The organism is Pararhodospirillum oryzae (assembly GCF_007992075.1).
In the GTDB taxonomy this organism is placed as follows: domain Bacteria; phylum Pseudomonadota; class Alphaproteobacteria; order Rhodospirillales; family Rhodospirillaceae; genus Pararhodospirillum; species Pararhodospirillum oryzae.
The window spans coordinates 1-21,516 of the sequence record NZ_BJZO01000067.1 but is presented as its reverse complement, the minus strand read 5'-3'; the positions used below and the strand labels follow the sequence as shown (position 1 = coordinate 21,516).

At 66.5% G+C, this 21,516-nt stretch carries 16 protein-coding genes and 3 tRNA genes; 8 read left to right on the top strand and 11 right to left on the bottom strand.

Features of this window, described 5'->3' with window-relative positions:
• Nucleotides 1-11 precede the first annotated feature (11 nt).
• Nucleotides 12-1,913 (bottom strand): D-alanyl-D-alanine carboxypeptidase/D-alanyl-D-alanine-endopeptidase, encoded by a 1,902-nt coding sequence (locus ROR02_RS12010; RefSeq protein ID WP_246135524.1) that lies wholly within the window; start codon nt 1,911-1,913, stop codon nt 12-14.
• Nucleotides 1,914-2,117: 204 nt separating this feature from the next.
• Here ROR02_RS12010 and ROR02_RS12005 point away from each other — a divergent pair, with 204 nt between their 5' ends.
• The 5 genes from ROR02_RS12005 to ROR02_RS11985 all read left to right on the top strand — a co-directional run bounded on the left by ROR02_RS12005 (nt 2,118) and on the right by ROR02_RS11985 (nt 7,881).
• Entirely contained in the window at nt 2,118-3,143 is a 1,026-nt protein-coding gene (locus ROR02_RS12005; protein WP_147164269.1) for a glycosyltransferase family 4 protein, read from the top strand.
• A 16-nt stretch (nt 3,144-3,159) separates the two neighbouring features.
• Nucleotides 3,160-3,726 carry a DUF721 domain-containing protein gene (locus ROR02_RS12000; protein ID WP_147164268.1) on the top strand — a complete coding sequence of 189 codons (567 nt, stop codon included), beginning with the start codon at nt 3,160-3,162 and terminating at the stop codon, nt 3,724-3,726.
• Nucleotides 3,727-4,052: 326 nt separating this feature from the next.
• Nucleotides 4,053-5,333 carry an MFS transporter gene (locus ROR02_RS11995; RefSeq protein WP_147164267.1) on the top strand — a complete coding sequence of 427 codons (1,281 nt, stop codon included), beginning with the start codon at nt 4,053-4,055 and terminating at the stop codon, nt 5,331-5,333.
• Nucleotides 5,330-5,992, top strand: coding sequence for an HD domain-containing protein (locus ROR02_RS11990; protein ID WP_147164266.1), 663 nt, complete (start codon nt 5,330-5,332; stop codon nt 5,990-5,992). The genes ROR02_RS11995 and ROR02_RS11990 overlap by 4 nt, the downstream gene beginning before the upstream one ends.
• A gap of 764 nt (nt 5,993-6,756) precedes the next feature.
• Entirely contained in the window at nt 6,757-7,881 is a 1,125-nt protein-coding gene (locus ROR02_RS11985) for a TRAP transporter substrate-binding protein (RefSeq protein ID WP_147164265.1), read from the top strand.
• Nucleotides 7,882-7,933: 52 nt separating this feature from the next.
• On the opposite strand, the gene ROR02_RS17250 is transcribed toward ROR02_RS11985, so the two are convergent.
• From ROR02_RS17250 to ROR02_RS11935, 10 genes are all read right to left on the bottom strand, one after another.
• Nucleotides 7,934-8,284, bottom strand: a complete 351-nt coding sequence (locus ROR02_RS17250) for a DUF3147 family protein (RefSeq protein ID WP_147164264.1) — start codon at nt 8,282-8,284, stop codon at nt 7,934-7,936.
• Nucleotides 8,285-8,462: 178 nt separating this feature from the next.
• A complete protein-coding gene (locus tag ROR02_RS11975; protein ID WP_170245094.1) occupies nt 8,463-9,215 on the bottom strand; it encodes an HIRAN domain-containing protein in 753 nt (250 codons plus the stop codon).
• Nucleotides 9,199-10,167 (bottom strand): HipA domain-containing protein, encoded by a 969-nt coding sequence (locus ROR02_RS11970; RefSeq protein WP_170245093.1) that lies wholly within the window; start codon nt 10,165-10,167, stop codon nt 9,199-9,201. The genes ROR02_RS11975 and ROR02_RS11970 overlap by 17 nt, the downstream gene beginning before the upstream one ends.
• 201 nt (nt 10,168-10,368) lie before the next feature.
• Nucleotides 10,369-11,118: a Bax inhibitor-1/YccA family protein gene (locus ROR02_RS11965; protein ID WP_147164261.1), complete on the bottom strand. Its 750-nt coding sequence runs from the start codon at nt 11,116-11,118 to the stop codon at nt 10,369-10,371.
• Between the two features lie 546 nt (nt 11,119-11,664).
• Nucleotides 11,665-11,741 (bottom strand) — tRNA-Asp (locus ROR02_RS11960).
• Nucleotides 11,742-11,785: 44 nt separating this feature from the next.
• Nucleotides 11,786-11,862, bottom strand: a tRNA-Asp gene (locus ROR02_RS11955).
• 312 nt (nt 11,863-12,174) lie between these two features.
• Nucleotides 12,175-12,726 (bottom strand): hypothetical protein, encoded by a 552-nt coding sequence (locus ROR02_RS11950; RefSeq protein ID WP_147164260.1) that lies wholly within the window; start codon nt 12,724-12,726, stop codon nt 12,175-12,177.
• 201 nt (nt 12,727-12,927) lie between these two features.
• Nucleotides 12,928-13,002 (bottom strand) — tRNA-Thr (locus ROR02_RS11945).
• Nucleotides 13,003-13,159: 157 nt separating this feature from the next.
• On the bottom strand, nt 13,160-15,529 hold the full coding sequence (locus ROR02_RS11940; RefSeq protein WP_147164259.1) for an EAL domain-containing protein: 2,370 nt from the start codon (nt 15,527-15,529) through the stop codon (nt 13,160-13,162).
• Entirely contained in the window at nt 15,526-17,415 is a 1,890-nt protein-coding gene (locus ROR02_RS11935) for a sensor histidine kinase (RefSeq protein ID WP_170245092.1), read from the bottom strand. The genes ROR02_RS11940 and ROR02_RS11935 overlap by 4 nt, the downstream gene beginning before the upstream one ends.
• A 419-nt stretch (nt 17,416-17,834) precedes the next feature.
• Between ROR02_RS11935 and murA the strand changes: the two genes are divergently transcribed.
• From murA to ROR02_RS11920, 3 genes are all read left to right on the top strand, one after another.
• A complete protein-coding gene (gene murA / locus ROR02_RS11930; protein ID WP_147164257.1) occupies nt 17,835-19,127 on the top strand; it encodes a UDP-N-acetylglucosamine 1-carboxyvinyltransferase in 1,293 nt (430 codons plus the stop codon).
• A gap of 81 nt (nt 19,128-19,208) precedes the next feature.
• A complete protein-coding gene (locus ROR02_RS11925) occupies nt 19,209-19,559 on the top strand; it encodes a DUF2937 family protein (RefSeq protein WP_170245091.1) in 351 nt (116 codons plus the stop codon).
• Nucleotides 19,560-19,774: 215 nt separating this feature from the next.
• Nucleotides 19,775-21,469, top strand: a complete 1,695-nt coding sequence (locus tag ROR02_RS11920; RefSeq protein ID WP_147164255.1) for a thiamine pyrophosphate-binding protein — start codon at nt 19,775-19,777, stop codon at nt 21,467-21,469.
• The last annotated feature ends 47 nt before the right edge of the window (nt 21,470-21,516 follow it).

The following is a 21,516-nucleotide window of genomic DNA, read 5'->3' as shown; positions in this document are numbered from 1 at the left end:
TTCGGATTACTCTAATGCCGGGCCCGCCAGAGGTCGGCGAGGTCGCGTTCCAGGGCGCGGGCGCGGCCGAGCCAGGCGCGGGCGGCGCGGATGTCGGCCCCCGATTCGTGGCCGTTCCGGGCGTCGAACTGAGCGCGGCGGTCGAGGTCGGAAATGAAGATGGCGAACGTCAGCAGCCGGCCCGAGCCACCGACCACGAAGCCGGCGAGCCCGCGCCCGTAGTACACGGTGCCGGTCTTGGCCCATACCGGCACCGGGCCCGAGGCGCCGACGGCGCTGGAGGCCAGGAGGGCGGCGGGGCCGTCGTCGTCGTCGCTTTGCCAGGTGCGCCGGGGCAGCAAGGCGGCGTAATCCAGGCCATGGAAGCCGTAGCGCTGGGCGTAATCCAGGATGGCGACGATCTGGCGCGGCGAGGCGCGGCTGTCGGGGCTGAGGCCGGAATGGTTCACCAGGTGGAAGGTGGACCAGTCGATGCCGCCCAGCGATCCGGCGTACAGGCGGTTGAGGGCGGCGGCGCTTTGGTCGAGCGTCAGCACCTGCCCGGTCAGGCGCCGCGTGGTGGTGAGGCCGATCATCTCGGCGACCATGTTGTTCGAGGTCTTGAGAACGCCGGTCACGATTTCATAAAGGGGGGCCGAACGCACCAGGGCGAGCACCCGGGCCGTGGGAGGGGCGGCGCCGGGCTCGGGCGGGGGCAGGGCCAGGCCCTGCTTCCGGGCAAGCGCGCGCGTGGCGTTGGCGGTGTAGGAGCCGGGGTTCTTGACCGGCAGCCACATGGAGCCATCGCCGGTCCAAGGCGCGGGCAAAACCCACGATTCGCCCGGCGCCACGGCGGCGCTGGCGCGGGTCAGGGCCGAGGGGGGCGGCTCGAAATGGGGGCGGCGGCCGCCTTCGGGGGTGGCGCCCACGCGCACGCTCAGCCCGTCGCCCACCGGGGTGGCCCCGGCCGGGGTGAAACGGGGGCCGGTCTTGGGGTCCCAGCGCAGCAAGGCCCGATTGAAGTCCACCGACAAGGCGCCGACGCCGGGGTTGTAGGCCAGGTCGCCGGGCTGGCTGGGCTCGATCTCGGGGGCGTGGGTCAGGAACGAGTCGTCGTACAGGAACCGCCCGCGCACCGCGTGGATTCCGGCGGCGTCGAGGCCGGCGACCAGCCGGGCCAGGGCGCGCCCGTCCAGGGTCGGGTCGCCGTCTCCGATCAGGTACAGATCGCCGTTCAGCACCCCGTTTTCCACCGTGCCGGCACTGACCAGGCGGGTTTGCCAGCGAAAGGCGGGGCCCAGCATGTCGAGGGCGGCCACCGTGGTCGGAACCTTGCTGACCGAGGCGGGCAGGAAGGGCTGGTCGGGCTGGTGGGTTTCCAGCCAGGCGTTTTCCTGGGGATCGAACAGGGCGAACCCCACCTGGTCGGGGCTGAAGCCGTGGCGGGCGATCAGGGCTTCGGCGTTGAGCGCGGCGCGAGGGGGCGTCGCGACGTGGGGGCCCGGCGCGGCCAGGGCCCCCCCGGCCGCCACGGCGCCCGCCGCCCCGGCGGCGGTCGCGACGACGGCCCGGGCGGCTCCCGGACGGGCGGAGCCGGTTTTCGCGGCCTGGGGCCTGGTGGCGGGGGCCCTGGTCGCGCTCGCGGGGCTTTTCTTGCGGGGCGTGGTGGCCTGGGCCGGGGTGCCCTTGGCCGGCGATGCCTTGGCGGCGGCTGGCCTGGCCGACGTGGCCTTGGGGGGCGTGGCCTTGGCGGGCGTGGCCTTGGTGGCCGGCTTCGCGGCTGGCTTGGGGCGGACGGTCGTGGCGGCCTGGGCGGGGTCGGCGCGGGTGGTCGCGGCGCTGGCCGGCGGGGGGGGCATCACGCCCGCGAGCAAGGCGCCAAGCCAGAGCAAGGCCAGGGCCCGGGCAAGGAAAATTGGTGGGCGGCGCCGCATGTGGTGACCCCTTCTGGCAAAACGATGGGGCGGACTCTCGCATGGACGGCGGGCCGGGAAAAGGGGGCCGTGGCCCGGGGGAGTCTTGACCATTAGGCGCAAGAGGGATGAATCTTTTATGACTGGCGCGCGCGGCGTGGCGTTGAAGCCCGGGCCGCCCTATATGGTGTCCCCCTGACTGGCGCGAGGAGGGGAGGCTTTTCTTTGCGGATCACCATCGTAACCGACGCCTGGCACCCGCAGCCGAACGGCGTGGTGCGGGTCAACGACACCTTGCGCCAGACCCTGGAACGGCGCGAGCACGAGGTGCAGATCATCGAGCCCTCGCACTTTCGCTGCATGCCGTGCCCGACGTATGAAGAAATTCCGCTGGCCTTGTTTCCGCGCCGGCGCGTCGCGCGCATGATCTCGGAGTTCCAGCCCGACGCGATTCACATCGCCACGGAAGGCCCCCTGGGGTTCGCGGCGCGGGGGCTTTGCCTGCGGCGGCGCTGGCCGTTCACCACCGCCTACCACACCAAGTTCCCCGAATACATCGCGGCGCGCACTCGCCTGCCGCTGGATCGGCTGTACGCGGTGATGCGCTGGTTCCATGGGCCGTCGCACGCGGTCTTGTGTCCGTCGCCCTCGGTCGAGCGTGATCTGGTGGCGCGGGGGTTCACCAACGCCCGCGCCTGGAGCCACGGGGTGGATACCCACTTGTTTCACCCCCAGCCCAAGGACTTCCTGGACCTGCCGCGCCCGGTTTTCCTGTACGTGGGCCGGATCACGGTGGAAAAAAACCTGCCGGCCTTCCTGGACCTGGATCTTCCGGGCAGCAAGGTGGTGATCGGCACCGGGCCACAGCGGGAAGTCCTGGAGAAAAAATATCCCCAGGTGCACTTCCGTTCGGCCTACGGGGATCGCGAGCTGTCGCGCTATTTCGCCAGCGGCGACGCCTTTGTGTTCCCCAGCCTGACCGATACCTTCGGGCTGGTGATGCTGGAAGCGATGGCCTCGGGCGTGCCGGTGGCGGCCTTCCCGGTGACGGGACCGCGCGACGTGATCGGAGCCTCGGGGGCGGGCATCATGGACACGGACCTGAAGGCGGCCGCGCTCAAGGCGTTGACCATCGATCCCACGGTTGCCCGGGCCCACGCCGAGACCTTTTCGTGGGAGCGGGTGGCCGACGAATTCCTGTCGTTCCTGGCACCGCTGCCCGGCCGCGAGGCAACGCGGCCGGGGGTGTGAAACAAGGAGCCCCGCTGTGACCCGTGCGTCCGCCCCTCCATCCTCATCCCCATCCCCGGCCCCTTCCGTTGCGGCGCGCGACCCGGGGCCGCCCCGGCGCTCGCGTTGCGACCGGCCGCGCGCCCTGGCCGGGCTGGCGGTGCGGGCGATGGGGCCGGGCCTGGGGCGGCGCGGCCTGGCCGAGGAAGCGCTGTTGACCCACTGGGCCGACATCATGGGGCCGGTGCTGGCGGCGCGGGTTCATCCGGTGCGCCTGGCCCGTCCGCGAGGCGAGCAGGGCGGCGTCTTGCATGTGATCGCGGAAAGCGGCGCCGTGGCGTTCGAGCTTCAGTACCTGGAACCCCAGGTCATCGAACGGGTGAACGGGTACCTGGGGCGTCCGGCGGTGGCGCGTCTCGCGGTGCGCCAGGGGCGGGGCCGTCGCGGGGCCTCGCGTCGGGCCCAGGAGCTTCCCCCCCTGCCGCCCGCCCGCCGCGAGGCCCTGGAAACCGCCCTGGCCGCCGTGGACGATTCTCCCCTGCGCGAGGCCCTGCGCCGTCTGGGCGAAGCCATCGGCCGGCGCGAGGCCGGGCGGGGCGGGTGAGCCCTCAACCCTTTGAAAACAAGGGTGGTTCGCGAGCGTAACGAAACAACTGCGAACGTCGCCGCCGTCCGGGAGGCCCGCCTTTTCTCTGTTCGCGGGTGGAATGAAGCAAGGCGGCGGGCCACGGGAACCGCTGTCCGGCGGGCTCGCGGCTGGCGGGGGCGGCTCGCCTTGTGCCTTGGCGCGCCCGTCGGATCCCCTTTCGTCCGACGCATTGACGCTGGCCCCGGGGCGGGGCACTCTAGGCCAGGACACGCGGCTGGCCCCGAGCCGTCGCTGTCTTCCCCCTTTTTACTCACCCCCTGGCTATTTTCCCGGAGGCCCGGATGCCCGGTCTCGTCCTTTCCCTATCCTCCCTTCTGGGGGGTATTGCCTTCTTGCTGCTGGGCAACGGCCTGCTGGGCACCGTCTTGGGTGTGCGTCTGGCCGATCGCGGCGACGGCCCGCTGGTGTCGTCCCTGATCCTGGGCTGTTATTTCGTGGGCCTGATCGTGGGCTCGTGGCGGCTGTCGCGGGTGGTCCTGGCGATCGGGCACATCCGCACCTTTGCCTTGCTGGCCAGCGTGCAGGCGGCGGCCACCCTGGGCCACGCGCTCACCCCCTCGCCCGTGGCCTGGGCCGCCTTCCGTTTGATCGAAGGCATCTGCATGGCCGGCCTGTTCATGTGCATTGAAAGCTGGCTCAACGACCGCGCGACCGAGGAAAGCCGGGGAACGGTGCTGTCGGCGTACATGATTTCCGTCTATCTGGCGCAAGGCGTGGGCCAGCTTTTGCTGATGACCCATGATCCCCGCAATTTCGCCCTGTTTGCCGTCGCCTCGATCCTGGTTTCCCTCGCGGTGCTGCCGGTGGTGACCACGCGCCTGCCCTCGCCCGAACTGGTGGCGGCGCCTCCGTTCCGGCCCGGGCGGCTGATGGCCAGCTCGCCCACGGCCTTCCTGGGCAGCGCGGCCAGCGGGCTGGGCCTGGGCGCCCTGTACGCCATGGGCCCCCTGTTCGCGCGCGAGATCGGCTTTGACCGCAATGGGGTGGCCTTGTTCATGTGCGCGGCCATCCTGGGCGGGCTGGTGCTGCAATGGCCGCTGGGGAGGCTTTCGGACCGGCTGGACCGCCGGCTTGTGCTGCAAGGCGTGGCCGTGGCCCTGGGCGTGGTGTGCGTCGCGATTGCGTTCCTGGCCCCGGGGACGGAAACGGCCGTTCCCACCGGGGGCCTTGGGCCGTTCGTGGCCCTGGCCGCCCTGTTCGGCTCCCTGATCACGGTGATTTATCCGGTCAGCGTCGCCCTGGCCAACGACCGCATCGCGCCGGGCGAACGGGTGGGCGTGAGCGGGGATTTGCTGCTGGTCAACTCGGTGGGCTCGGTGGTGGGGCCGCTGGTCGCGGCGGTGCTGATGGAACTCAACGGTCCCGTGGGCCTGTTCGTGTTCGAGGCCCTGGTGGCCGTGGGCCTGGGCCTGGTCACCTTGTGGCGCCGCCGGGTGCGCGAGGCGCCGCCCGAGGACCAGCGCCCGCCGTTCCAACCGTTGCCCGTGCCGGCGCCGGTGGCGGGCGAGATCGAGATCCAGGCGCCCTTGTCGGCGCCCCCCGATCCGGAAACCGCTCCGTGAGCACCCCGGTTCCCCCGCGCCTGGACCCGGTGGCGCGCGCGCGCCTGCGGGCCCAGGCTCCCCGCACCTGGCAGCGCATGCTTTCGGGGCGGCGGCTCAATCTGATCGATCCGTCGCCGCTGGACATCGAGATCGAGGACATCGCGCTCGGCCTGTCGCGCAATACGCGCTGGAACGGCCAGACCCTGGGGGATCATGGATGGTCGGTTGCCCAGCATTCCTTGCTGGTCGCCGACATCGTGGCCACCTTCCGGCCGCGCCCCGAGCCCCGCGTGCTGCTGGCCGCGTTGCTCCACGACGCCAGCGAGTACGTCACCCACGACCTGATCACGCCGTTGAAGGCCGCGGTGGGCGACGTGTTCCGCGAGCTTGAGGACTGCCTGATGTGCGCCGTTCATGTGCGCTTCGGCCTGCCCGCCCGCTCCAGCCCGGAAGTCCACGCCCTGATCAAGCGCGCCGACCGCATCGCCGCCGCCACCGAGGCGGTGCAACTGGCCGGGTTTTCCCCGGCCGAGGTCCGAACCGTGCTGGAGATTCGCGAGCTTCCCCTGAAAGGAGTCACCTTGGTGCCCCTGCCGGTCGCCGAGGTGCGCCGGCGCTTCCTGGAGACGTTTCATCACCTTGAAGCCGAGGCCGGGTTGACTATGAAGGAGAAGTAATCTCGCAGAAGGAGAAAATTACCAAGAAATTTTATTTTAATTGCGTTGCATGTGCGAAAGGGGTATCCTTTTACAGTGAAAGCAGGGGAAGGGAGCCCCCGACAAAGCGGCTTCTTTCCGGCTGGCGCAGGAAGCATGACGCACCGTGCATTGCATCGTGCAACACCTTGCGAATTGCAAGGTCCCGAGAAATCACTTTTGTCCTTTTCGGCGCGTCGGCCAAGGCGCAGCGTCCTCGATAAGGGCTGTTTTTTGAAGGGGTTGATCCCTTCCTTGTCATCCAACGCGGGAATTGGGCGGCCCGCGCCCGGTTGGTACACGCCGTGCAAAGGATAGGTCAGATCCCGAGGCGGGAGGATGAGGTCACTGGACCTCCCGTTTCGGACCCTGACGCTGATCGTGCCGTCCAATCTTTGGGCCTGGGGAGTCCGGCGGTTCCGAACCGCACTTCCCCGCCGCCGTCCGGCCTTTTCGGGCCCGCCGGCGCGATCATCGGACGGGGCGGCCGGATCTCGGCCGCCCCGTTTTTTTTGCGCGAGCGCCGCCCGCCAGGATGTCGGGGGCGGGGAGGCGCGGCTTTTTCCTGGAAACGAACAAAATCAGCGCTCCCCGGGGGGCACGCGGCCACGCACCGGCGAAGCCCGCCTTCGGGCAAGGGTAACGCCTTGCTTTTTCGCGCCTTTCCGATCCGGAAAAAGGATCGCCGGGCGCGCGAGGGGTGCAGTATGCTGCCGCTTCATGTCCGGCGCTCGGGAGGATGAAGCATGAAGCGGCGTGATTTTCTGACAACGGCGGCCACGGGTGGCGGGGCGGCGGCGGCGGCGGCTTCCCTGGCCGCCACGGCTGCGCTCGCGCCCCTGGCGGCGCCGGCGGTGGCCAAGGACCGGGTCGAATGGAAAATGGTGACCCCCTGGCCCCGGAATTCGCCGGGCGTGGGCATCAACGCCCAGCGCTTCGCGGACATGGTTACCGCCATGTCGGACGGACGCTTGACCATCACCTTGTACTCGGCCGGTGAACTGGTGCCGCCGTTCGAGGTTCTGGACGCCGTGCAAAGCGATCTGGCCCAGGTCGGGCACGCCGCCTCGTACTACTGGCAAGGCAAGGCACCGGCGCTCAACCTGTTCACCTCGATGCCGTTTGGCCTGATGGCCTGGGAGCTGGACGCGTGGCTGGCGTGTGGCGACGGGCAGGCGCTATGGGAGGAAACCTACGCGCCGTTTGGCGTGCTGCCGTTCTACGCCGGCAATTCCGGGGTCCAGGCGGGCGGCTGGTTCAACAAGGAAATCAACACGGTCGAGGATATCAAGGGCCTGAAGATGCGCATTGCCGGCCTGGGGGCCGAGGTGATGCGCCGCCTGGGCGCCGCCACCGTCCTGACGCCGCCGGGCGAAATCATGCCCGCCTTGATGTCGGGCGCGGTGGACGCGGCCGAGTGGGTCAGCCCGTGGCTGGATATCGCCTTCGGCCTGCAAAAGGCGGCCAGGTACTATTACATGCCGGCCTTCCACGAGCCGGGGCCGTCGCTGGAGATCCTGGTCAACAAGGCCCGCTACGAGATCCTGACCGACGATTTGAAGGCCATCGTGCGGGCGGCCGCCCAGGCCGTCGCCGGGCGCACCCTGGCCGACTTCACGTACAACAACACCATGGTTTTCGCCGAGATGGCGGAAAAGTACCCGTCGATCGAAATCCGCACCTTCTCGGACGACGTCATCCGCGCCTTGGGCGCCATGACGCGCACCGTGCTGGAGGACATGGCGGCCCGCGATCCCATGACGGCCAAGGTTTATGCGTCGATGCGCGCGTTCACCGAGCGGTGCGTGCGCTACCAGGACCACGCGGACCTGCCCGCCCTGCGCCAGCGCAAGCTGGCCCTGGGCCTGTAACGGACCAAAGGCGAAAGCCCCGGGGTCGCGAGGCCCCGGCCTGTCCTTATCCTTACAGGCGGATGCCGAAGCGGGCGAGAACCATCACCATGCCCAGGTACAAGGCAATGGTGATCAGGCACGACACGCCCAGGGCCACCCAGAAGCCAAGCCCGTGGCGCAACAGCACGGGCAGCACCAGGAACATCGGCAGCGACGGCAGCACGTACCAGAACGTCGCCTGGGCGTGATCGGCCAGGCGCACGGTGTCGTGGGTATCGCGCCACAGCCACAGCATGGCGAGAATCGAAACCAGGGGCAAGGACACCACCAGCGCCCCGAAGGCCGGGCTGCGCCGGGCGATTTCCGACACCACGGCCACGATGACCCCGGACACCAGGGCCTTGAGGATGAGATAGGTCACGCGTGTGGACTCCTTCGTGGCGCGGGGGTCATGAAAAAAGCGGGAAGGACAAGCCTTCCCGCTGGGGATCGGTCGGGTCGGGCCAGGGCGGGGAGGGAGACTCCCCGCCGGCCATGAGGCTACTCGCGATTGCCCAGGAACATGAGCAGGAATCCGGGGATGGCCGGCGGAAATGGGTTCAGGCGGCAACCGAAAGCCGGGCCGGGCGCACGCGCACGAAGGCAAGGGCGCGCGGCCTTCCAGCCCTGCCATTCAAGCGTTGGACCACGGCGGAAACGGTGCGCGTTTCCAGCCAGCGCCGGAACGTGGGGGCTTGAAGGCGGTTGATGTTGCCGATCTTCTGTCCTCCCACGCAAACCTGGACGGCCTTGGGGTCGTGCGGGTTGTCTGGTTCCGCCCGGATTTCCAGGGGGGTCCCGACCCCGACAAGGGAATGGGTGTCGGCGTAATACCGGTATCCCGCGATTTCCAACAGCATATCACACCGCTCGGCCCCCGGGTTCAACGGGTCGACCAGGGAAAATCCATCGCTGGGCAGCTTGGCTTCGGTGTGCCCCAGCAAGGAAAAATCGGAAAGCGCCAAATCCGGCGGCAAGCAAAACTGCCGCTTGTAATCCGTGAAATCGGGGCGATGGGGCGGGGGGAGGCGGCTCATGAAGGCATCGAGCACGCCCGTCCTGTGCTCCTTGCGGCGTGGGTTGAAGGCCGGATACCCCCTGTATCCCAGGGCGTGGAGCTGTTCGACCAGGCGATTACCGTTGAGAGCCGCGAACGACGCTTCGTCATCGACGATGTATCGGAAAACAAGGGTGTCGTTGTGGGGTTCCAGTTCCCCCACCGCCCAGCGGAAACGATCTTCCATGTGGTCGGGGGCCTGCCAGGCCAAAATCAGCTTCCTGGGTTCCGAGGTTGTCTCAATCCAGTTTTCCATGCGTCCCCTCCAGCAGGGCCACCAGTCTGGCCCGTCGAGCCAGGACAAGCCGCGACACGAAGTATGCCCGCTCAGGCGTAAAGGGAACCCCAACGGGGAACTGCGTGCATTCCGCGCAAATCGTTTCGATATCCGTCGGCTCGAACCGTAGCACGTCTTGCATCGCCGAGCGGGCATCGGGGTGGGTTTTTAGGTAATGGGCGCATAATTCGATATGGGGGGCGCGTTGATCGTCCGCCACGGTCCAACTGCAATGATGGCTCCCCCGCCCGATGTAGGCGTCCAAGTGATTCGTATCGCACAAGGCAACCAGTTGTTTTTCCGCGTTTTCGTATCCCAGGCTGGTTCCGTTGTCAAAAATCGGGGAAAATTCATACGTTTCCTTTTGATCGGGAGGGCGGCGGATCAAAAACCCCCAATTTTCAGGGTGGCGGTCCGTGTTCCCAATCAAGGCGTCAAAAACAATCACCTGCCCCCACCACTTAATGACATCTGGAATGCCAAGGGCTGCGCAAATCCGGATGTTCTCACGCAGGCCGTGGGGGCGTCCGCGCTTTTTGTCCGTTACGAGACGCCTCATGGAATCGAGAGCATGAACGAAGCGTGCAGGGTATTGCTCGTTTGGAAAAGAATAGAAAAATTGCATTAAAACCCCTGTCTCTCCATTCTTTTTGTCAACGGCAATGAAACAGGGAGGGACGTTCAGGCCAATTAGAGCGCCAATTCTGTATGCGATCACTTCAGACCAAATTTGTTGTTTTTGGTATTGCTTCTTTACCGTTTTAAAAATGTATCTGTGATTTGGGATGAGATGCGGAGGCTTTTCGTCGCACGGGCAAAGGAGGGTCCGCTTCGGTTGCGATCCTTTTGGGTGAATCGCGAAGTCTTCGTCGCTTGCCCATTCTTCGATGAAAACGGGCGTTCCGGGTGGCTGTCCGTGGACCGGTGGCATGCAAGAGTCCCTGCCAGGGGAGAGACGCCAGCATAGCGCGTTTTGACGGGGGGCGCTCGATTCTTGCCACATGATCAAGGGCAAGGAGCATTTCTTCGTGGCGCGGGGGTCATGAAAAAAGCGGGAAGGACAAGCCTTCCCGCTGGGGATCGGTCGGGGTGGGGCAAGGGCGGGGAGGGAGACTCCCCGCCGGCCATGAGGCTACTCGCGATTGCCCAGGAACATGAGCAGGAATTGCAGCAGGTTGATGAAGTTCAGGTACAAGGCCAGGGCGCTGAACACGGCGACCTTGGTTTCCTCGTCCGTGCCCATCGTGGCCACGTAGCGTTCCTTGATGGCCTGGGTGTCGTAGGCGATCAGGCCCGAGAACACCAGAACGCCCACGGCCGACATCACGAACTGCAACATGCTGCTTTCAACGAACATGTTGACCAAGCCGGCAATCAGAATGCCCACCACGCCCATGAACAGGAACTTGCCCAGGGCGGACAGGTCGCGCCGGGTGGTGTAGCCGTAGAGGCTGAGCGCCGCGAAGGCCGCCGCCGTGATGAAGAACACCCGCACCACGCTTTCGCCCGTGTAGACGACCAGAAGCGTGGACAGGCTGATGCCCTGCAAGGTCACGAAGGCCCAGTAGAAGGCCTGGGTCGCGGCCGCGCTCATGCGCTGGGCGGCGAACATGGCGCCGAACAACAGCACCAGCGGCGCGAACACGGCAATCATGCCCAGGATGCTGAGGCCGGCAAAGGCCCCGGTCGCCGGGTCGAAGGCGTAGAACACGGCCTTGAGCGGGGTGTACACCACCGCCATGGCCACAAGGCCGGACAGCAGAAGGCCCGACGCCATGTAGTTGTAGATACGCAGCATGTAGCGGCGCAAACCCACGTCCAGGCGGGCATCAACCCCCATGCCAGCCTGGGAAAGCGCAACGCGCTTGCTTATGTCAACCATTGTCTTCCTCGTATTTCCACCGTCGGTCACTGGGTACCTGGCGGTCCATCGGCGATGGAACGGCTCAGAGTGCCCCTAATATGGCACACGGGCCGGGCGATTCAACGGGGCCCGTGTTCTTTTCATAGCTGTTGTGCGCTGGCCCGTAACACTTTGTTTCAGCGCTGTCCTTTGGGTGGGGAGGGGTCGCGCGAAGGGTGGAGATCCGGCAAGGGAACCCCCCATAGAAAAGCCCCGTCCGGGTGGCGCGATCCGGACGGGGCTTTGGACCCCTCCCCCGCCGACCGGGTCGAAGGAGGGAGCCAGGAACCAAAGGGCCATGCGCTCGCAAGGGGGGTGCGATCAAGCCCCAGGGAAGGGGACGGCCTGCCCGGGAGAGGAATTCGGGCCTGCCGTCTGAAAAGATTGATATCGCAATCGCGACGCATTCGCAAGTTTTTTATGCGAAGAAAATGCCGAAAAACAAAACCCCCGAGAACGCGGGGCGTCCGGGGTGCGTCCGTATTCAAGGGAAAGGTGGAAGCGGGAAAATGGCCACCCGATCGGTGGCGCGAGTGACGGGACTTGAACCCGCGACCTCTGGCGTGACAGGCCAGCGCTCTAACCAGCTGAGCTACACCCGCATCCGGTCCACGCCCGCAGGCGTGGCAAACCGTTTGTCTCGGACTGGCGCGAGTGACGGGACTTGAACCCGCGACCTCTGGCGTGACAGGCCAGCGCTCTAACCAGCTGAGCTACACCCGCTTGCGTCCGAGGGGTCGGTTTGTATCCGTCCCGAGGCGGGGACGCAAGGCTTTTTTTCAAGGAGTCGTGACTTTTTTGAAGGGCAGGGTGGCGTTTCCTGGCGTGGCTCCTCAGGGAAGGGCCTACACACCCCAAGCGCCTCGATTCACGAAAATCGAGCGCTCAAAACTCCCAGGGCGTTTCTCCCGCGAGAAACGCTTTCAGTCATGGGGTCGTGAAGGGCGGCTCCCGACGAGGGGGGGGGCCGTCAAGGGCCCGGCTCCCGCCGTCGTCTCTTTCCCGGCCGGGGGTGCCGGCGGTCGGTGCCCGCCGTCAGGCTTCCACTTCGACAACGTGACGGGGCGCGGTCGGGGCGCGGGTGCCCGTGGCCGGCTTCGAGGTGGCGTCGTCCTGGGGTGGCGTGCCCGTGGCGGCCGGCGGCAGCCCCTGGCTGACGACAGCGGCGGTCACCACGCCGGTCCCCTGGGCCTCGCCCCCGCCAACGCCATCGCCGTCGGTGGTTTCCTGAACCTCGACAACCCGTTCGACGTACTTCACCTGCTGCTGATCGACCTGTTCGTCCTGGGCATCCTGCCCCCGGCGATAGGCTGCGATCTGCGTGGGGGAGGGGACCTGAAATTCAACGTTGTCGTCGTAGACAAATTTGGCCACATTGACGTAGAGGTCGGGGTCAAGGATTGTCTTGGGGTTGATGTGGTAGGATTCCAGCGGGTCTTGTTGCCCGGCCGTGCTCCCACCCGAGGCTTGGGTCGCCGGGGTTGATTCAGAAACGGCAACCGTTTCCACCCGCACGGCGGTGTTGCCCGTGTAGGGCTGGGGGGGGACCACCGTCCCGCCGAGTCCGATATCCTGTCGAGAGTCCATGGCTTCCTGCCCTCTGCTGAGACGCTCTCCAGCATGCAGCGTTGCCAACCGTCTCGCAACCCCCCTTATGTCTGTCGGGGTATCCTTTTGACGGTGCTGGAAAAAAAGGAGAGCCGTTGCGTCCCTGGTTGCCATTGAGGCAACAATCCCATGCGACTCGATATGTACCGGGTCCACAGGGAATTCAAGGGGGAGAGGGGATGGTGCCGCCGGGGTGAATTGAACACCCGACCCCACCCTTACCAAGGGTGTGCTCTACCCCTGAGCTACGGCGGCACGCAAGTGACGGGAGAAGAAGGTTTGTTTCGTCCCGTCCGGGGAGGCCCGGAAAGTGCCACGACCCCCGGGGTCTGACAAGCAAAAAATTGCGATGGCCGCATTTTTTTTGCCAGCACCCGGATCGGGCGCTTGAGGGGTGCCGGCGAATCCTTCCTCAAGCGGTGGGAAGCGACCATGTCGTGTGATGGGTTTCAAAATCGCCCGCCGGCATGGGGTGTCCGTACAGAAAGCCCTGGCCGTGGGGGCAGCCGAGAAACACCAGGGCATGGTGGTGTTCGACGGTTTCGATCCCTTCGGCGATCACTCCCAGGCCCAGGCCCTCGGCCATGGCGATGGCGGTGGCGGCAAGGCTGCGCCGGGCGCCGGCGATGGTCAGGGGGGTGATGAAGCGGCGGTCGATCTTGATCGCGGTGACCGGCAGCCGGTCCAGGACGCCCAGCGACGAGTAGCCGGTGCCAAAGTCATCCAGCGCGATGTCAAAGCCGGCGGCCCGAATGCTTTCCAATTCGGCGATCGATCGCGCCAGATCGGTCATCATCTGGCTTTCGGTGATTTCAAACGAAAGGGTATCGGGGCTGAGGTCCAGGTGATGGATGTCGCGCAGCAGGCCCGTCACGAAATCGTCGGCGGTCAGGTCCATGGCGCTGAGGTTGACGGCGATGGGCAGGGCCGGCAGGCCCCGGGCCCGGCGCCGGGCCACGATGGCCGCCACGTGGTTCAACACCAGGCGGGTGAGGGGGCGCGACAGGCCGCCGGTTTCGGCCAGCGGAATGAATTCGGATGGCGGGACGGGGCGGCCTTCCAGGGTCCAGCGGCACAGGGCCTCGGCGCCGACAATGCTTCCCGTGGCAATATCGATTTTCGGCTGAAGATGGACCTCCAGGCCGCAATCGCGCTCCAATCCCCGCCGCAGGGCCGCGCGCAGGGCCAGGCGCCGGTGCAAGATCCGGGTCATGTCCTGGGTGTAGCGGATCGGCTGCGTGGGCCGCGTCCGGTTGCCCTCGGTCGACAGCAAGGCCGAGAGGCCGTGCCGGCAGACAGTTTGGGCGTCGACCATGTCGGGCGTGACGTCGACCACGGCCAGGAACACGCTGACCGGAGCCGGAGCCCCGTCCAGCAGCGCCGGGCGGGCCAGAACACGCTGCAAGGCGCCTTCGTCGATCTGGTCCGGGTCCCCCAGGGCCACGAAAATCGTTTCCGAATACCGGGCTACCCCTTGCAGGCGCAGGTTTTCGTCTCCCAGGGCGTGGGCAATGCGAATCAAGACATGGGTGGCCGCGCCTTCCCCGAAAACACCGGCGATCTCGGTCAAGCCCGTGATGGAAACAAAAATAACGCGAAGCGCGCTTCCCTCGTGCATCTTGCTGTCGAGAAGGCGTTCAAAGGCGTTTCGGTTGGGGATCTCCAGGACAGGATCGAAATAAGCCAGGCGGTCAAGATGTTCGATCATGTTGGCGTTATTGAAGCATAGGGCCAACGTGGTGGCGAAAACCTGTAGAAGGTCGGGGTCAAGGCCTGAGGGAGGCCTGTCCGTGATGTCCAGATACACAAAAAGCGCTTGCCTGCCGTGTCCGCTTACCATCAATCCCAAGGCGTCGGAATCAATGACAACGGCGTGGCCCGCGCTCGCGCGTTCAAAAACCCCAACGATCCGGGTCCCGAAGGTGGGCAGGGCGGACAGGGGCCGGTCCACGGCGCGCGCGAAGGGACCGCCAAGGGCATCGACGACCGTGAAGGCGCTGGGCGAGAAAACTGGTTCTCCAAGTGGCCCCAGGGCGACGACGCCAATCACGGGTGCTCCGACCAGCCGGCCCAGATGGGGCAAGACGCCGTGGGCCACCCAATCCACGCTGGTGCGGGCGAACAGGTCGGCGGTGGCCTGGAGGACCAGGCGCAACCCGGTGCGGTGATCAACGATCTGGCTGAGCTGGCGATAGCCGCGCAGGGCCGTGTGCAGCACGGACAGCAAACGCGAGTGGGTCAGTTCGTCCTTGGTCCGGTAATCGTTGATGTCGTAGCGCGACATCACGGCGTATTCGGGGGCCTGCCCGGGATAGCCGGTGCGTAAAATGATGCGCAGCGTCGCACAGTTGGCTTCGCGCAGGCGTTCCACCAGATGCAAGCCCGCGTCCTGGGTTTCCATGACCACGTCAATCAGGGCGACCGCGATGTCCTCGTGGGTGCTGGCCAGCGCGATCGCCTCGGCAACCGAGTGGGCATGGAGCAAGACCAGGGGGCGGCCGAACATTTCCACGTCCTTGAGGGCAAAGGCCGTGGACTCGTGAACGTCGGGATCGTCGTCCACCACCAGGATGCGCCATGGTCGAACCCGAGGCGGCGTGACGCCGGTTGGCAAGGGCGGCTTCTGGCTGTCCTCGACAATCAGCAGATCGTCGGAAATCGACGAGGGATCCCCGATCGAAAACCGGGGCATGCCGTCCGAAGCGGAAGGAGAGGGCGTTCCGGCCGGGGATGGGCTCGCGAAAAGCAAGCGGATTTTGTCGGATCCAGGAACACGCATCATGCGGGGCTCCTTTGGGGGGCGGACGACGCGGCCGCGTCCGGGGACGGGGCAAGGCGTTGGGGCGCGACAACCGGCACCACCACGGTGATCGTAGTGCCCGTCCCTTCCTCCGACTCCACTTCCAGCTGCCCTCCCAGCAGGTTGGTGACGATGGAATGGACAATGCTCAGGCCCAGGCCGCTTCCCCCGGCGCCGGGCTTGGTGGTGAAAAACGGTTCAAAAATGCGGTTCCTGATCGCCGCGGGCATGCCGGCCCCGTTGTCGGCGACGATGATCCGGACCTGGCCGGCCTGGCCGCGTTCGGTCGAGACCGTGATCGTGCCCGAAGGGCGGCCGGCCAGACCATGAAGAAGGGCATTGGTGATCAGGTTCACAATCACCTGACCCAGGGGGCCAGGGTAACTGTCCATGTACACGCTGGAGCCCAGGTGCACGTCAAGCTCGTATGGCGTGCTCTTGAACTGCGGACGCATGGTGTCGATCAACTCCAGCACGTAGTCGTCCAGGGTAAAGGTCCGGGCCCGTTCGCCTGTCTGATCAACCGCGATTTCCTTGAAGCGCTTGATCAGGTGGGCGGCGCGTTCCAGGCAGCGTTCGGCGTCGTGCAGGCCCTTGTCGATGTCGTCGGTCAGGGTATCCAGGGCCGCCCGGCTGATGCGCCCGCCAGAGGTGGCGGCGCGAAACAGGTGCATGCGTTCGCACAAGGTGCTGATGAAGGTCACGGCATTGCCCAGCGGCGTGTTCAGCTCGTGGGCGATTCCAGCGACCAGTTCTCCCAGCGCGGCCAGTTTCTGGGCCTGCACCAGGTGCTGCTCGGCGCGCAGGCGCTGGGCCACGGCGTTGCGCTGGCGGACAATGCTGCCGCTCCACGCCCAGGCCACCAGGGCGCACCCCGGCCCCCCCAGCCCCACCAGCGCAAGCAGTCCGCCGCCATCCCCGAAAAAGGAGGGAACCGGGCTTGAGATCACTTCGAACCAGACCGGGGCCTGGGCAATGATGGATTCGGTATCGGTTCCGGCTTCGGCAAGCGCCTGCGTCAGGTCGATGCGCTGGTGGTAGATGAACGCGTGGTCGCGGTGCAAGAACCCGCCCTGGCAGGAGTTCAGGTGTTCCCAAAGAGTGGGGTCTTCCTTCGCAAGCGTTGCGTCCTGATTGAACAAGAAGCCCCAGCGTTTTTCTTTCGGCACTCCGGTCAACCAGTATCCTTCGGCATTAAGCAAGGAACGCTGTTCGTTGGACGTCGTCTTTTCAGTATCAGAAATGTCTAAAATGGTCTGAGCGGCAAGATTGAAAACCAAAATGCCATTCTTTCCCAGGAGTGGAAAAGAAACGGGGGTCGCTATTCGCAGGGTAGGAACCCAAGGGACTTCAATGGTTTTGTGCTCGATATTGAGATCCAGGGGGCTGATGAAAATTTCTCCTGCTTTCAGGGCTATGGTCTTGAAAAAATAAGGGCGATCGGTCTTGTTTTGCAGATCGTCCAGTCCGATGACCACGAGACCCTCCGCCCGGCGGTCCACCCGGACAAGTTCCCAGCCACTGGGGCCAATCAGCCGGACTTGCAGCAAGGCTGGATGGTGCCGGATCAGGGCCAGGAACAGGCCCGACAACTCGTCGGCGGGGAGCGGCCGGCCTTCGATCAAATGGCGGATGGACGGGCTTTCGGCCGTGCTGGCCAGCAACGACACATGGGACGCCACGAACGCCCGGATCTGGCGAACCCGTATTTCCGCCTTGGCCTCCTGGGTCACGCTTTGACGCGATCGTTCCCGTTCGATGCCGGCGAGCTGCACGCCGCTGCTGACCAACGCTCCCAATCCCAGCAAGGCGACCGTCAGCACCAGGAACAACCGCCAGCGCTGGCTCAAAAGGCGCGTTTCCTTCATGCCAGCCTTTCCCGCCGCGGGGACCGCAGGCGTTTCAGCCGGCGGGGGGGAAGGCGTCAGGGCACCGAACGATTGGTCTTGCGCCATCAAGGCGGCTCCACGCACGAGAAAAAATCGATAAAATCAGCGATAAGGGGAATATCCCTTCGGGTTGTCTTGGTTAGGGAAGCATTAACGCTCTAGTTTAGGCTTATTGGGGCGCATTTCAACAGCCTTATTGCTGTATCCCCGGGGGCTGGAAACGCGGGCGGAGCGTCTGGGGGGCGCTGCCCTCGCAAGAACGCAAAGGCACGGCGTCGGCTGTCTTGCACCAGTGGCACGGATGGGGTACGAAGCCTCCCCTTGGAGACCCTCGTCGCGGGCCGATGCCCGGACCTTTCCCCCCCATCATTTGCTTTCCCAAGGGAGTTCCGTCACGCATGGACAGAATCCGGCTCGTGGGCGGCGCCCCCCTGGAGGGCACCGTGCGCATTGGCGGCGCCAAGAACGCGGCCCTGGCCCTGATGCCCGTCGCCTTGCTGACCGACCAGACCGTTCGGCTCACCAACGTGCCCGACCTTGCCGACATCCGCACCATGGCGGCCTTGCTGGAGCACATGGGGGTTGGCGTTCACCTGAACGGGGCCTCGACGGCGGCCGGCCGCGTGGTCGCGCTTGATGCCGGCGGGCTCAAGGAAACCACCGCGCCCTATGACCTGGTGCGGCGCATGCGGGCCTCGATCCTGGTGCTGGGGCCGCTGGTCGCGCGTCACGGCAAGGCCCGGGTCTCGCTGCCCGGCGGCTGCGCCATCGGCACCCGTCCGGTGGATCTGCACCTGAAGGCCCTGGAAGCCCTGGGGGCCGAGATCGATTTGCGCGAGGGGTACGTGAATGCCCGCGTGGACGGTCGCCTGAAGGGGGCGCGCTTCGCCTTTTCCAAGGTCACCGTGGGCGGCACCGAAAACGCCCTGATGGCCGCCGTCCTCGCCGAGGGCGAAACCATTTTGGAAAACGTGGCCCGCGAACCCGAAATTGTCGATCTGGGCCGCTGCTTGCAGTCCATGGGCGCCGAGATCGAAGGCCTGGGCACCAGCACCTTGCGCATCCGGGGGGTGGAAAGCCTGGGCGGCACCACCCATGCCGTGGTCCCCGACCGGATCGAAACCGGCACCTATGCCCTGGCCGCCGCCATCACTCGCGGCCACCTGACCTTGACCGGGACCCGCCTGGATCTGGTTGAAAGCCTGATCGACCATTTGCGCCGCGCCGGCGTGCGCGTGGCCCGGGCCGAGGGCGGTCTGGAGGTCGACGCGCGCGGCGCCCCCGTGGTGGGCGTGGACGTGATGACCGAGCCGTTTCCCGGCTTCCCCACCGACATGCAAGCCCAGTGGATGGCCCTCATGGCCACCGCCGACGGCGCGTCGATGATCACGGAAAGCATTTTTGAAAACCGCTTCATGCACGTGCCCGAGCTGACCCGCATGGGCGCCGACATCAATATCCATGGCGGATCGGCGATCGTGCGCGGCGTGCGGCATTTGTCCGGGGCCCCGGTGATGGCCACCGACCTGCGCGCCTCGGTGTGTCTTGTCCTGGCCGGGCTGGCCGCCGAGGGCGAAACCATCGTCAACCGCGTCTACCACCTGGATCGCGGATACGAATGCCTGGAGGCCAAGCTGGCCGCCTGCGGAGCCTCCATCGAACGCCTGTCGGAACGGGGCGCGGCCGGATAGATCGCCCCCGGCGGCCCTTCGGGCTTGCATCCAACGGGGGTTCCGCAGTCAAATACCCCCATGTCGTGGCTGGGACGCAAAATGGATTCCCTGACCGGTGCGGGATTGGCCGCCATCGGAGGGATGCTTTTTTCCCAGGCGCCCGCCTTTGCCCAGCAGTACGTGCGCCATGTGGCGCCCGATGATCCGGGGCGCGAGGCCTTGAACGCGGCGGGTGCCCTGGAACAGCCCTTTTCGGTGCTGTTCCATTTCAACAGCGCCGTCCTGGGGGCCACCTGGACCGACTATTCCCCCGTTTTGCCCGATTCCTGGGCCGCCTTGCTGTACGCGATCGCCGGGCTGGTCGTGGGCTTGATGATGTACGAGGGGATGAAGCTCCCCTGGGAGCTGGGGCGCCGGTCCGGACACCGGCGCCGGCGCTTGTTCCATTAAAGCGGCCCGTTTCGAGGGCGCGTGGATTGCTTCGTCTTGAGTTACCTTTAAAATAAAGGGGGTTCGGGGCATCGCTCCGAACGGGTCCGGGCGGTAGCCCCATCGGCGATAGGCCGTGTGCATGATGCCGAAGGCCGTGTGCATGATGCCGAAGGCCGTGTGCACGGTGGCCGAAGGCCGTCTTTCTTGTCTCCCTCCCCAGGAGCCCCGTTTCCATGTCCGATTCGGTTCCTTCGTCGTTTGCTCCCTCCCAGGCGCCGCGCACCGGTGGCGCGCTGCTGGCCGATGCCCTGATCACCCTGGGCACCGACACGGTGTATTGCGTGCCGGGCGAAAGTTTCCTGCCGTTCCTGGATGCCGCTCACGATCGCACCGATCGCCTGCGCGTGGTGGTCTGCCGCCAGGAAGGGGGAGCCGCCTACATGGCCGAGGCCCACGCAAAGCTGACCGGGCGCCCGGCGGTGTGCTTTGTCACCCGGGGCCCGGGGGCGTGCAATGCCACCATCGGCGTGCATACCGCGTTTCAGGATGCCACGCCGATGATTCTGGCCGTGGGACAGGTCGGGCGCGGCTTCCAGGGCCGCGAGGCCTTCCAGGAAGTGGACCAGGCCGCCTTTTTCCGTCCGCTGGCCAAGGACGTGGTCGAGGTGGGCGCCGCCGCGCGCCTGCCCGAGGCGGTGGCGCGGGCCTGGGGCAAGGCCACCTCCGGCCGGCCCGGCCCGGTGGTCCTGATTTTGCCCGAGGATGTGCTGGCCGAAACCGCCACCGTGGCCGACCCCCGCCCGTGGCCGCCGGTACGCCTGGCGCCCCACCCCGACGACATGAAAACCCTGGCCGGGGTGCTGCAGGCGGCGCGGCGTCCCCTGGTCGTGGTCGGCGGTGGCACCTGGACGCCGTCGGCGGCCCGGGCCGTCACCCGCTGGGCCGAGGCCTCGGGCCTGCCGGTGGCCGCCGCCTTCCGCCGCCAGGACATCGTGGATAACCAAAGCCCCGTCTATGTGGGGGAACTGGGTTTTTCGGCCAACCCGGCCCTTAATGCCCGCGTGAAGGCCGCCGATGTGATCGTGGCCCTGGGGGCGCGTCTGGGCGAGGTGGATACCCAGGGCTACACCTTGCTTGCCAGCCCCGGCCCCACCCAGACCCTGATCCAGATCGCTGCCGATCCGGCGGAAATCGGGCGGGTGTACGCGCCGGCGCTGGGCGTGGTCGCGACCATGGATGCCCTGGCCCCGGTCCTGCCCGGGGTTGATGGCGCTCCCTGGGCCGGGTGGCTGGCCGAGGCCCGGGCCGACTACGAGGCCAATCTGGTGCCCACGTCCTGCCCGGGGCGGGTCGATCTGGGCCGGGTCATGGCCGTGCTGGCCGAGCGCCTGCCGCCCGATGCCATCGTGTGCAACGGGGCGGGCAATTATTCGGGATGGGTGCACCGCTTCCATCGCTACCGGGTTTTTCCCAGCCAGCTGGCGCCCGGCAACGGATCGATGGGCTATGGGGTTCCGGCCGCCATCGCCGCCAAGATCGCCTGCCCCGACCGGGTGGCGGTGGCCTTCGCCGGCGACGGCTGCTTCCTGATGAACGGCCAGGAACTGGCAACGGCGGTGGCGCTGGGCCTGGACCCGGTGATCCTTGTTTTCAACAATGGCATGTACGGCACCATCCGCATGCACCAGGAACGGCGCTACCCGGGGCGGGTCATCGGGACCACCCTGGGCAATCCGGATTTCGCGGCCCTGGCCCGGGCCCATGGCGCGCTCGGGTTCACCGTCACCCGCACCGCCGATTTCGCCCCCTACCTGGATCAGGCCCTGAGTGCCGGCCGGGCTTGCGTGATCGAGATTCAGGTTGACCCCGAGGCCCTGTCGCCCCGCCTCACCTTGTCGGCCCTGCGCGAGCGGGCCGGCGGCGGCTGACCCTTCGCCGGTGAAGCCCTGGATGCCCTTGGAAACGGGTTCCTCAA